At 68.8% G+C, this 12,481-nt stretch carries 10 protein-coding genes; 8 read left to right on the forward strand and 2 right to left on the reverse strand.

From position 1 onward, the window contains the following. Window positions 1-17: 17 nt before the first annotated feature. A complete protein-coding gene (locus AB2385_RS05065) occupies window positions 18-917 on the reverse strand; it encodes a diaminopimelate dehydrogenase (protein WP_367653856.1) in 900 nt (299 codons plus the stop codon). 212 nt (window positions 918-1,129) lie between these two features. Between AB2385_RS05065 and AB2385_RS05070 the strand changes: the two genes are divergently transcribed. The 5 genes from AB2385_RS05070 to AB2385_RS05090 all read left to right on the forward strand — a co-directional run bounded on the left by AB2385_RS05070 (window position 1,130) and on the right by AB2385_RS05090 (window position 7,802). After that, complete coding sequence (locus AB2385_RS05070) at window positions 1,130-2,872, forward strand: ABC transporter ATP-binding protein (RefSeq protein ID WP_367653857.1); 1,743 nt, start codon at window positions 1,130-1,132, stop codon at window positions 2,870-2,872. Continuing rightward, window positions 2,872-4,653, forward strand: coding sequence for an ABC transporter ATP-binding protein (locus tag AB2385_RS05075; RefSeq protein ID WP_367653900.1), 1,782 nt, complete (start codon window positions 2,872-2,874; stop codon window positions 4,651-4,653). Before AB2385_RS05070 ends, AB2385_RS05075 begins: the two co-directional genes overlap by 1 nt. A gap of 186 nt (window positions 4,654-4,839) precedes the next feature. Continuing rightward, window positions 4,840-6,858 (forward strand): hypothetical protein, encoded by a 2,019-nt coding sequence (locus tag AB2385_RS05080; protein ID WP_367653858.1) that lies wholly within the window; start codon window positions 4,840-4,842, stop codon window positions 6,856-6,858. A 373-nt stretch (window positions 6,859-7,231) separates the two neighbouring features. Next, on the forward strand, window positions 7,232-7,471 hold the full coding sequence (locus AB2385_RS05085; protein WP_367653859.1) for a small, acid-soluble spore protein, alpha/beta type: 240 nt from the start codon (window positions 7,232-7,234) through the stop codon (window positions 7,469-7,471). 133 nt (window positions 7,472-7,604) lie between these two features. Further along, on the forward strand, window positions 7,605-7,802 hold the full coding sequence (locus AB2385_RS05090) for a small, acid-soluble spore protein, alpha/beta type (protein ID WP_367653901.1): 198 nt from the start codon (window positions 7,605-7,607) through the stop codon (window positions 7,800-7,802). Window positions 7,803-7,848: 46 nt separating this feature from the next. Here AB2385_RS05090 and gpr read toward each other — a convergent pair whose 3' ends face one another. Beyond that, complete coding sequence (gene gpr / locus AB2385_RS05095; protein ID WP_367653860.1) at window positions 7,849-8,820, reverse strand: GPR endopeptidase; 972 nt, start codon at window positions 8,818-8,820, stop codon at window positions 7,849-7,851. Window positions 8,821-9,068: 248 nt separating this feature from the next. Here gpr and AB2385_RS05100 point away from each other — a divergent pair, with 248 nt between their 5' ends. The 3 genes from AB2385_RS05100 to AB2385_RS05110 all read left to right on the forward strand — a co-directional run bounded on the left by AB2385_RS05100 (window position 9,069) and on the right by AB2385_RS05110 (window position 12,399). Next, window positions 9,069-9,953, forward strand: coding sequence for a DNA methyltransferase (locus AB2385_RS05100; protein ID WP_367653861.1), 885 nt, complete (start codon window positions 9,069-9,071; stop codon window positions 9,951-9,953). 18 nt (window positions 9,954-9,971) lie between these two features. Next, window positions 9,972-11,042, forward strand: a complete 1,071-nt coding sequence (locus tag AB2385_RS05105; RefSeq protein WP_367653862.1) for a DNA adenine methylase — start codon at window positions 9,972-9,974, stop codon at window positions 11,040-11,042. Window positions 11,043-11,475: 433 nt separating this feature from the next. Next, window positions 11,476-12,399, forward strand: coding sequence for an S-layer homology domain-containing protein (locus AB2385_RS05110; protein WP_367653863.1), 924 nt, complete (start codon window positions 11,476-11,478; stop codon window positions 12,397-12,399). Window positions 12,400-12,481: the final 82 nt, after the last annotated feature.

A 12,481-nucleotide genomic window follows, 5' to 3' on the forward strand; every position in this document is an offset into this window, starting at 1 on the left:
CCAGCTGTCCGTCCGCGCTACACCAGCTTCCGGATCCACTCGTCCCGGTCACCGGGAAGGAAGTCGATTACCGGAATCTCCAACATCGTGTAGCACCCGGGCCGCTGGCGGGCGGCGGCCCGCAGGGACGCCACCATCACCTGCGCCGTGAGCGCCGGATTGTTGATGCGCATCTCGAACCGGAACAGCTGGTTGTGGGTGGCGCCGGAGACGCCCTTGCGCTCCATCACCACGCCGTGCCCCATGTCGATGAGCTGGCTCACGTCCTCGACCTGGGTCACCCGGGTCTCGTCCTTCGCGAAGTAGGGATCGGTCTTGATCGCCCGCTCCACGGCGGCGAAGTCGGCCCCCGGCTCCAGCTCCACGTACACAGCCCGCTTGTGGGTGCCCATGCCGGCGGGGATGGTGAGCGACAGCGCATCCTTCACTCCCGGAACCGCCCTCACCGCCACCGAGTGGCCCATCGACATGCCGGGGCCGAAGTTGGTGTAGGTAATGCCCCGCGGCGCCATGAACTCCAGCATGCCCCGAATCATCGAGTCGGTGCCCGGATCCCAGCCGGCCGAGATCACCGCGACCGCCCCGTGTTCCTTCGCCACGGGGTCCAGCCGCTTCCGGAGGTCGGCCAGCTCGCCGTGGATGTCGTAGCTGTCCACGGTGTGGATGCCGCGCTTCAGGATGTCCTCCGCGTACTCGGGAACAGATCGGGTGGGCACGCAGAGCAGGGCGCCCTGCACGCCCTCCAGCTCGCCGATGTCCGTGACGACCTTCACGCCGGCGAGCTCCGGCGGGGAGGCGGCCAGCACACGGCGGCGGACCACCCCGGCCAGCTCCATGTCGGGAGCGGCCTGCACAGCCTCCAGTGCATAGCGCCCCACGTTGCCGTAGCCCACCACCGCCACACGCAGCTTGCTCATCTGGGCAATCGCCTCCTCGCGATTTGGTTAGGCTTCATTCTACCCCACGAGGCTTCGAGTCGTCTACTCGAACGAGGCGACGCCCCCGCAAGACGCGACAGGCCCGCAAATTCGGGCCGATGTCGCAAACTGAAAATAGCCGCAATAAACAGGGAACTGGACAAGTTGCGTCGTATCTCTTTCTCCATCTGACTGTCGGAGGGAGAGACCTCATGGGCCTGCCGCTGCGCCGTTACGTGCGGCTGCTCACGCGGTACCTCAAGCCGGAGTGGGCGCAGGTCACGTTCCTCGCGCTCCTGCTTGCGCTCAGCATCGCACTCCAGCTCATCAACCCGCAGGTGTTGCGGCGCTTCCTCGACGTCGCCGCTGGCGAGGCGTCGGGGGGGCTGTCCCTGCAGGCGCTGGCCATCCTCTTCATCGGGTTGGCGTTCGCCGCCCAGGTGGTGAACGTGGCTGCCCGGTACGTGAGCGAGTCGGTCTCCTGGCGCGCCACCAACGCGCTGCGGGCCGACCTGACCGACCATTGTCTCCGGCTTGACCTGGGCTTCCACAAGAGCCGCACGCCGGGCGAGATGGTGGAGCGCATCGATGGCGACGTAACCGCTCTGTCGCAGTTCTTCTCCCAGCTGTTCATCGGCGTGCTGGCCAACCTGGTGCTGATGGCGGGCATCCTCGTGTTGCTCTTCCGCGAGGACTGGCGGGCCGGCGTGGCGCTGACGGCCTTCGCGCTCTTCACCCTCTGGGTGCTGGGCTGGGTCCGGAACCTCTCCGTGCCCTACTGGACCCGCCAGCGTCAGGCCTCGGCCGAGTACTACGGCTTCCTGAGCGAGGTGCTGGCCGGGACGGAGGTGATCCAGGCCAGCGGCGCCCGGCGCCACATGCTGAGCCGCTATCTGCGCATGGTCCAGGAATATTACGGGCATAACCTGAAGGCCAGCATGACGGTTGCCCTGATGTGGGGTTCCTCCATCGTCACGTTTGCGGTGGGCGCCGCACTCTCCCTCGGGGTGGGCGCCTGGCTCCACGCCCGCGGGGCGATCACGGCCGGCACGGTCTACCTGCTTTTCCACTACACCGAACAGCTCCGGCGGCCCATCGAGCAGATCCGGACGCACCTGCAGGAACTGCAGAAGGCGGGGGCGGCGGTGGAGCGGGTGGAGGAACTGTTCGCCGTGCAGACGCGCGTGCCCGACGGTCCGGGGCGACCGCTGCCGCCGGGGCCGCTTTCGGTGGAACTGGACGGCGTTTCCTTCGGCTACGAGCCGGGGGCGCCGGTCCTGCGCGACGTCAGGCTGTACCTGCGCCCGGGTGAAGTGCTCGGGCTGCTGGGGCGCACCGGCAGCGGCAAGTCGACCATCGCCCGCCTGCTCCTGCGCTTCTACGACCCCGACGCGGGTGCAGTGCGTCTGGGCGGCGTCGACCTGCGGGAGGCGAAGGTGGCGGAGGTGCGGAGCCGGGTCGGATTCGTCACGCAGGACGTGCAGCTCTTCGCCGGGACCGTGCGCGACAACCTGACCTTCTTCGACCGGTCCATCAGCGACCGGCGGCTCCTGGCGGTGCTGGATGAGCTCGGGCTGGGCGCCTGGGTGGAGTCGCTGCCGCAGGGGCTGGACACCCCCCTGGAGGCGGGCGGACTCTCCGCCGGCGAGGCGCAGCTTCTGGCGCTGGCCCGGGTCTTTCTGGCAGACCCCGGACTCGTGATCCTCGACGAGGCCTCCTCCCGGCTCGACCCGGCCACGGAGGCCCTCGTGGAGCGGGCCATCGACCGGCTGCTGGCCGGCCGCACCGGCATCATCATCGCCCACCGGCTGGCCACGGTCCACCGGGCCGACCAGATCCTGATCCTCGAGGACGGAAGGGTGGCAGAGTGGGGCGAGCGGGCCCGCCTTGCCGCCGATCCCGGCTCCCGGTTCGCCCACTTGCTGCGCACGGCTGCGGAAGAGGTGCTGGTGTGATGTCTACCTGGCGGTTCGTCTGGCACCTGGTCACGTACAAGCCCTGGCTCTACCTGATCAGCCTGGTCCTTTTCACCACCATGTACCTGCTGCCGGTGCTGCCCGGCCTGCTCACCCAGGCCTTCTTCGACCGGCTCACCGGCGCGGCGCCGGCGGGGCTCGACCCGGCCACGATCATCGCCCTGCTGGTGGCCGTGGCCGTGGGCCGGTTCGCCGTGCTGACCGCCGGTTTTCTCACCGCGGCGACGGGGCGGGAGTACGTGGCGGCCCTGCTCCGGCGCAACGTGCTGGAGCGGATCCTTGAGCTTCCCGGTGCAGCGGCGCTGCCTGAGGCGCCCGGCGAGGCGCTCAACCGGCTCCGGGACGACGTGGTGCAGGCGGAGGAGACGGCCGACTTTCTGCTGGACGTGGTCGGCCAGACCACCTTTGCCCTCGTGGCGCTGCGCATGCTGCTGGCCATCGACGCCCGCATGACGCTCCTGGTCTTCCTGCCGCTGGCCGCCGTGCTGGTGGTGACGCGGGCGGTGGGGAACCGCATCCTGCAGAACCGCCGGCGCAGCCGGGAGACCACGGCCCGGGTGACCGGCCTGCTGGCCGAGCTCTTCGGCGCGGTGCAGGCGGTGCAGGTGGCCGGCGCCGAATCGCGGGTGATCGCCCATTTCCGGCGCCTGAGTGAGGAGCGGCGGGCGGCGATGGTCTCCGACCGGCTGCTCGTCCAGGTGCTGGAGTCGGTGGGGCTCAACGCCTCTTCGCTGGGCATGGGGCTGATCCTGCTCCTGGGCGCCCGCTCGATGGCCGGCGGGCAGTTCTCCGTGGGCGATTTCGCCCTCTTCGTCTACTACCTGGGCTACGTGGCCGACTTCACGCACTTCACGGGCCGCTGGCTCGCTCTGTACCGCCAGACCGGCGTTTCGAAGGACCGGCTGCTGGCGCTCATGCAGGGCGCACCGCCCGACCGGCTGACGCGGCGCAGCGAGATTCGCCTTCGCGGCCCGGTGCCGGTGCCGCCGGAGCCGCCGATTCCGGCCGCCGGCCCGCTGCAGGAGCTGCGCGTGGAGGGGCTCACCTGTCGCTACCCCGACAGCGGCCGGGGCATCGAGGACGTAAGTTTCACGCTCACCCGGGGCAGCTTCGCCGTAGTCGCCGGCCGGGTCGGGTCGGGCAAGACGACCCTGCTCCGGGCGATCCTGGGCATGCTGCCGGCGCAGGCGGGCACCATCTACTGGAACGGGGAGCCGGTCGCGGACCCGGCCGCCTTCATGGCGCCGCCCCGCTGTGCGGCGACGCCCCAGGTGCCGCTGCTCTTCAGCGGCACCGTGGAGGAGAACATCCGCCTGGGCTGGGACGCCTCGGCGGCCGAGGTGGCGGCGGCGGTCTACGACGCGGTGCTGGAGCGGGACCTCGCCGCGATGGAGGAAGGGCTGCAGACCCGGGTGGGGGTGCGCGGGGTGCGCCTGTCGGGCGGTCAGATGCAGCGCACCGCCGCGGCCCGGATGTTCCTGCGCCGGCCGGAACTCCTGATCATGGACGACCTCTCCAGCGCCCTCGACGTGGAGACCGAACAGGCCTTGTGGGAGCGGCTTTTCCGGCGCGGCGACGTGACCTGCCTGGTGGTGAGCCACCGGGAGGCGGCGCTGCGCCGGGCGGATCAGATCATCCTGCTCCGGGACGGCCGGGTGGTCGACCGCGGGCGGCTGGACGAGCTGCTGGAGCGGTCGGAGGAGATGCGGGCGCTCTGGCAGAGCAGCACGGTGCGCCAGTCATCCGAGGCCCAGGACTGATCTCCCTTCCTGGTCACCTGCACCCCGGGGCGTTAGCGCCGCAACCGGCACGGGTCGTCAGGCGGGACAGGTACCCGTGCCGGCTACTTGTGCATAGAAAAATGGCATTTTGAGGGGGCACCCCCAGACCGGCTGTGCATGCGCCGAACGACTCTGGTGAGCAAGGATCACAGGAGGGATCGGCGCATGCACACGAAGTTGCTTTCCTCACGGTTACACAAGGCGATGGCCATCGGCACCGTCCTGGCCATCTCCGCCGCACTGGGGGCCCCTGCGGTGCTGGCCTCGGGCTCCGTCCGTCTGGCCCCGCCCCGGAACCTGGCGCTCACGCCGCCGCGGGTCACCGAAGACGGTCACGTGGCCCTCAGCTGGGATTCCGCCCGCTCCGCTGACGTCGTCGGTTACGAGGTCCACCGACTCTACGGCGAGGGAGTCTCCCCCCGGGCGGACGAGACCACCTACGTGGGCATGACCGCCGACCTCACGGCCACCGATGAGCTCGCCGCCGAGGGCCGCTACCACTACGCGGTGGTCGCGGTGGACGAGGATGGGAACCGGAGCGCACCGTCGGCCTGGAAGTCGGTGCTCTACGACGACCCGGCCAACGGGGACGAGATCGCCACCGACACGACGGCCCCGGCGGCCCCTGCCGACCTGGTGGCTGAGCCCGCCTACACCCGCGACGGCGCCGTGACCCTCAGCTGGACCCCGCCGGAGGACGAAGACGTGGCCCGGTACCTGGTCTACCGCTCTGCGGGCGACGAGCGGGCGCAGTTCCTCGGCTACGTGGAGGCGGGGCTCGCCTTCTTCGACGACCGGCTGACCGGGGACGGCGTCTATACCTACACCGTCGTGGCGCAGGACCTGGCGGGCAACCTCAGCGGCCGCGCCGCACCGGCGACGGTGACGATGGATACGGTGGCGCCCGCAGTCACGATCCGCACCCCCGAGGCCGGCAAGGTCTACCGTCCGGAAGGCTCGCTGGCGGTACGGGTCCGGATGACGGATGCGGGGGCCGGGTACGATGAGGAGGACGTCGCCTACTTCCTCGACGGAGCCGCCCTCGACCAGCCGGTCATCCCGCTGGCGGACCTGGCCGATGGCACACACCGGTTCGGGGTGCAGGTGACCGACCGGGCGGGGAACGTGGGCACGGCCGACGTCTCGTTCGAGATCCGAAGCAGCCACCTGGACCAGGCGCCGGTCATGCGCACGAAGTCGGCGGCCACCAACAGCCGGACGGTCAGGTTCTCCTGGGAGGCGCCGCAGCGTGACGTGACCGGCTACAACATCTACCGGGCCGAGGGCGACGGCGAGTTCGGGCTGCTCGCCACCGCCGTGGCCACCGAGCGGCAGTTTGCGGACGTGGTCCCGGGCGAGGGCATCTGGTCCTACCGGGTGACGGCCCTTTACGGCAGCGACGAGAGCGTGCCGTCGGGCACGGTTGTCTTCACGGTTGACCAGACCAAGCCGACGGTTCGCATCAGCGCGCCGGAGGATGGCGCCGAGTACGTTGCGGAGGGCGAGCTCACCCTCTCGTACTCGGTGCGGGACGGGCTGTCCGGCGTCGCCCGGGACGGCGTGAAGGTGGAGCTGGACGGTGCGGCTTTCACCCAGCCGAAGCTCGACCTGGCCAGGCTGGCCGAGGGGGAGCACGTCCTCCGGGTGACGGCCACCGACAGGGCCGGTAACCAGGCGACCGCCTCCGTCGCCTTCACCGTGGTGGCCCCGCCGACCGGTGGCGACGAGGGCGACGACCCCGCCGCCGATGAGGGTTTGCGGCAGACGGTGCTCGCGGTGCTGGCCAGGTGGGAGTCCAAGATCCATCACGGCCAGTACAACGCCCTGAAGGCCAAGGTGATGAACGGCAACTGGTCCTCGTTCGTCAAGCAGGTCGTGAAGTTCCAGGGCAAGTTCATCCATCCGGATGCCGCGAAGGAGCTTCTGGGGCTGTTCGGCGCCTGGGACGGCGCGGGCGGTCGGTGGGAGCAGTGGCCTGGCGACGGCAGCGACCGGGAGAACCGTGGGAATGACGGCTGCGGGAAGTCCGGCAACCGCTGGACGCACGGCGACCGGGATGACGACGACGATCGCGACGACGATGATGACGACCGCGGCGACGACGGTCGTCGCGGGAACCCGGGCAACGGCAACAAGGGAAACAAGAAGAGCAACCCGGGGCTCGGCAAGGGCCGCAACAAGTAGGCAGCAGCTGCCCTGGCATTCACCCGCAGCACCGTCCTGAGAACGGTCACCCGGACAGGCGGAACACGGTCCGACCAGGCCAACGGTCGCCGGCCGCTGACCGGGAGATGTTGTCAGGAACCTACCAGAAACACGCGGTGCCGGGCCGATCGCTCATGCTGGAAGCAAGCGCCGCCGCGGCGGGAAAAGCCCGCTGCGGCGGCGTTCTCGCACTTTCAAGGGGTCTCCTCCTACCTGGGCGACCGGCGCACTCGGTCGGTGCAATCAACCCGGCAGAACGCCCGCGGCGCACCCCTGGCAACAGATTCCTTGCATGAGGTTGACCAGTTCGTTGCAGATTACAGGCAACAACATAACAAGGAGGCGCTCAACCATGGCAACCAACAACAACAACAACAACAACTCGATCCTGATCGCACAGGCCCGTGCTGCCCTCGAGCAGATGAAGAACGAGACCGCGGCCGAACTGGGCATCCAGAACTATGCCCAGCAGTACAAGGGCGACCTGCCCAGCCGGGTCAACGGTTCCGTGGGCGGATACATGGTGAAGAAGATGATCGCCCTGGCCGAGCAGCAGCTGGCGGGCGGCACCGGCACCACCACCATCCGCTGACCGTGGCCGGTAAGCAGTAAGGGAAGGAGCAGTCAGCATGGCAAACGTCTTCGGCACCGGCTTTGGGGCAGGCACCACGACCCCGACGACCGGCTTCCAGTCCGGCGGGGGCGGCAGCAGCAACAACCAGGTCCTGGTCTCCCAGGCCCGGGCTGCCCTGGAGCAACTGAAGCAGCAGACCGCGGCCGAACTGGGCATCCAGAACTACGCCCAGCAGTACAAGGGCGACCTGCCCAGCCGGGTGAACGGCTCCGTGGGCGGGTACATGGTGAAGAAGATGATCGCTCTGGCCGAGTCGCAACTGTCCGGAAGCACGACGGTTCAGAGCTGACCCCCACCGTGCGTGGAGGCAGGAGCGGGTTGCCGCCCCTGCCTCCTCAGTTGATGTAGCGAAGCAGGTCCTGGGCGGTCACACTGGTGTGAAGCACCGCGTTGAGGCTGCCCGCGATCAGTTTGGCCAGGTCTTCAGTCAGCTCGTCGATCTCCTTGGGCGTGACCACGAGTTCGCCCACGGTGGGAGAGAGCACGTCGCTCAGGAGCTTACGCCGCGACTCGGGAGAGCGGAACAGCTGGAAGAAGGGCTTGGTTTCGGCGAAGCTGCTCGCCATGGCCTCGAAGGCGTCCTGCACGATGGTGGTCGCGTGGACCACCGTCGGCACGCCGATGGCAATCACTGGAACGCCCAGCGTCTCCTTGTTCAGCGCCTGCCGCCGGTTGCCGATGCCCCCGCCGGGCTGAATGCCTGTGTCGGCGATCTGGATCGTGGTGCCGATTCGCTCCACGGACCGGGCGGCCAGGGCGTCGATGCAGATCACCGCGGCCGGCTTGATGCGCTCCACGATGCCGTGGATCACCTCGGCCGTCTCGATGCCGGTGGTGCCGAGAACGCCCGGGGCGATGGCGGCCACGGCCCGCAGCCCGCCCGCCACGTCCGCCGGCACGTAGTCCCGCAGGTGCCGGGTGACCAGCAGCTTTCCCGTGACCCGCGGCCCGAGGGCGTCCGGCGTGGCGTTCCAGTTGCCCAGCCCCACCACCAGCACGGTGTCGTTCTCCTTCAGGTCGAGCAGCTGGTCCAGTTGCTCGACCAGAACCTTGCCCACCTGCTCCTGCAGCTCGCGGTTGCGCCGGCGCAACTGGGGTGCCTCGATGGTGATGTAGTTGCCCATCGGCTTGCCGATGAGCTGCTCGCCCACCGGGTCGACCACCCTGACCCAGGAGACGGTGGCGTGCTCGTACTTCTTCTCTTCCATGATCACACCCGGGACCTCAGTCTTGGCGTCGCCCCGGGCCGCCGCCGTCGCCTCCAGAGCCAGGTCCGTGAACGGGTTCAGGTGGTCCAGCGATTGCATCTGTTTCCCTCCCGGATTGGTGGGTTCCACCTGGGGCTATTCTCTCCCCCGGCATTCTCTGGCATACCAGGGGATTTGGTGGTGGGCGGATTCAGCTGCCCTCACAGCCAGCAGCCCATCTCATCGCTCAAGGCCCGTGCCAGCCGCCTACCCCCGTTCTTACCGCCCAGTCGCCACCGCGCAACGCTTTCTTTACGCCATTGTTTGGTTCGTCTATAGTAGTAGGCAGCACGGGGGTGAGGGCTGCAGTGGAAGAGAAACAGGACGGGCTGAAGCCCCGCCACGTCGACATGGGCGAGAGGGGCATCTACCACACCGACAACCGGCTGAACGACCTGACGGGCAAGGAGTGGGTCTACGCCACCCGGTCCGTGATCAACAAGAGCTACCCGCCCTCCTTCCAGTTTCAGCTGCGCAGCCAGCACGGGGGGCAGAAGCCGCCCGAGCTGTGCGCGGACCTGATCCGCACCTTCACCAAGGCCGGGGAGCGGGTCCTGGACCCCTTCATGGGCGTCGGCGGGACGCTCATCGGTGCGACTATCTCCGACCGGTCCGCCGTGGGGGTGGAGGTGAACCCCCGGTGGGTCGAGATCTACCGGGAGGTCTGCCGGCTGGAGGGCCTCACGGAGCAGGAGGCCATCTGCGGCGACAGCCGGGCCGTGCTGCCCACCTTCCCGGACGAGGCGTTCGACCTGGTCCTGACCGACGTGCCCTACTGGAACATGGACCGCCGCCGCCGGTCCACCGGCAAGTTCAAGCGAGCCGGCGGCCCTGCCGTGGAGCGCCGGCGGTCGAAGCTCTCGCCCTTCGCCCCGGGAGAGACGGAGACCGGCGTCACCGGCCTGGCGGAGAAGGAGGAGTGGCTGGAGACCATGCGGGCCGTCTTCGCCCAGGCGATGCGGGTCCTGCGGCGCCGGCGGTACCTGGTGGTCTTCATCGGCGACATGTACCACTCGGGCCGGTACCACATGCTCTCGGCCCAGCTCGCGGAGCTGCTGGAGGGCCTGGGGCTGGTCCTGAAAGCCAACCTGATCTGGTACGACGTCTCCAAGTCCCTGCACGTGTACGGCTACCGCTACGAGTTCATCCCCTCCATGGTGCACCAGAACATCCTGGTGCTGCGCAAGCCCTGAGGGGGAAGGAGGTGCGCGGTGTTCCCGGGTGCGTCCGAAGTGCGCCTGAAGCCCCTGTGGGTTCAGAACCGCAAGTTCATCGGCAGCAAGCAGAACCTGCTGGACTTCATCGCAGGCGTGGTGGCGGAGCGCGCCCCGGAGGCGCGCTCGCTGGCCGACCTGTTTGCCGGCAGTGCGGTCGTGGCCTACCACTTCGCCGCCCGCGGCTTCGCCGTGACGGCCTCGGATCACCTCTACCACAATTACGTGGCGGCCCGCTGCTTCCTGGGCGGCCGGCCGGGGGAGGTGGACTGGGACCGCCTGGCCGGGATGCTCGCCTACCTGGACCGCCTGCCTCCGATCGAGGGCTACTGCTTCACCGAGTACGGCGGCACCTACTTCACCCGGGAGAACGCCGGCCGCATCGACGCCATCCGTGAGCAGATCGCCGCCTGGCGGGCCGACGGAACCATCGGCGAGCAGGAGGAGGCGGTGCTGCTCACCAGCCTGCTCTACGCCGCCGACAAGGTGGCCAACACCTGCGGCCAGTACGACGCCTACCTCAAGCACCTGGGCAAGGATCCCTACGCGGACGACGGCACCCACCTGGTCGACGCCACGGTCTACAAGCCGCTGGAGCTCTGCCTGCCCCAGGTGGTGGAGTCGGAGCAGAACCGGGTCTACTGCGCCGATGCCGACGTGCTGGTCGACGCGGTCGAGGCAGATGTGCTCTACCTGGACCCGCCCTACAACGGGCGGCAGTACGTCGACAACTACCACGTGCTCGAGAACATCGCCCGCTGGCAGAAACCCCGGCTCTACGGCAAGACCCGCAAGTTCCGCCGCGACGGCCTCAAGTCTGCCTACTCCCGCCGCGCCACGGCCGGCCGGCACCTGACCCGCCTGATCCAGCGGGCCCGGGCCCGGCATATCCTGCTCTCTTATAATAATGAAGGGATCATACCCGACGAGGTGATCTGGGCGGCGCTGGAGCAGCGGGGGCCGGTGGAGCTGTTCACGACGGAGTACGCCATCTTCGGTAACGGCGCCGGGCGCGCCGGCCGCCGCCCGATCGTCGAGCGGCTCTTCTACTGCCGGGTGGTGAGATAATACAACTTTAGAAGGATCATGGAGTTGCACGTTGAAATCCTCCCTCATCCCGTTCCGGATGAAGGAGGACGTCATGCACAGAAAATGGATGGCCACCGCGGCCACGGTAGCCACCCTGGTGGTCTGCGGCACGGGTCCTGTCGCCGCTGCCCCCCTGAGTTCGGAGCCCAAGCTGGGAGCCGCGTTGAGCTTGGTCTTGGCGTTGGCATCCCGGCCCGCTGCGGTGCTTGATCTGGCTGAACCCGCACCGGCCTCGGAAGACGGGTCCGGGTCGGAGACTTATCCGGCACCGGAAGCAGATTCCGGGCCGATACCTGAACCGGCAGAGCCTGCGCCTGAACCCCTGCCGGAACCTGCACCTGCACCGACGCCGGAACCGGCGCCTGAACCCACACCTACCCCTGAACCCGCCCCTGAACCGGCTCCCGAGCCCATGCCGGAGCCCGGACCTGAACCCGAGCCCCAGCCGCAGCTCTTCGCCGACCTGCCGCCCGAGCACTGGGTCTATCCCGAGGTCGTGCGCCTGGTCGAGGCGGGGGTTATCCACGGCTCGCCGGACGGGCGCTTCCGCCCGAACGAGCTGATCTCGCGCGCTGAGTTCCTGAAGATGCTGCTCGCCGCGCGCGGCATCGACACGGCGGGCAAGTGTGCGGGATTCTTTGCGGACGCCGAGTGCTGGACCTGGTACGCACCGTACGTGGAGGTCGGCTACCGGCTGGCGATTCTCGACCCGCTGGACGACACCTACTTCGACCCCGACGGCGCGATCACCCGGGAGCAGCTGATCGACGCGATCGTGCGCGCCATCGGCCAGTTCTGGACTGCCCGCTCGGACGCGCGGGAGAACGTGAACGCCATCCTGGGGGCGTACTCGGACTGGCGGGACATTGACTGGGACAGGCGTCCGGCCTATGCGTACGCGCTGAAGCACGGCCTCGTGAACGGCTTCCCCGACGGAACCCTGCGTCCCAAGGCTTACACCACTCGCGCCGAGGCGGCCGCCCTCATCCAGCGGGTGCTGCTGGATCCGGCGGACCTGCCCCGGGTGGAGCTGGACGGCCATGAGGTGATCTACCGGGACGTGATGGACATGACCGCCTCCATGTACACGCCGCACGAGGAGGGAATCGGCACGAGGACCTACACCGGCGTCTCCGTGCGGTACGGGGCGGTGGCGGTGGACCCGGAGGTCATCCGGCTCGGTACCCTGCTCTACGTGGAGGGCTACGGCTACGCCATCGCCGTGGACAAGGGCGGCGCCATCAAGGGCAACCGGATCGACCTGTTCTCGTGGGCGCCGGCCGAGGAGGCCTGGCGGTTCGGGCTGCAGCCCCGCAGGGTCTGGATTCTGCCCTGAGCGGAGGCAAGAAAGGAGGGCAGCCCGATCGGACTGCCCGAGAGGAGAAGTGGGAGAGGAAACGGAACGGAGAAAGAGCCCG

Origin of the sequence: Symbiobacterium sp., from assembly GCF_040797425.1 — a bacterium.
Lineage (GTDB): Bacteria > Bacillota > Sulfobacillia > Symbiobacteriales > Symbiobacteriaceae > Symbiobacterium.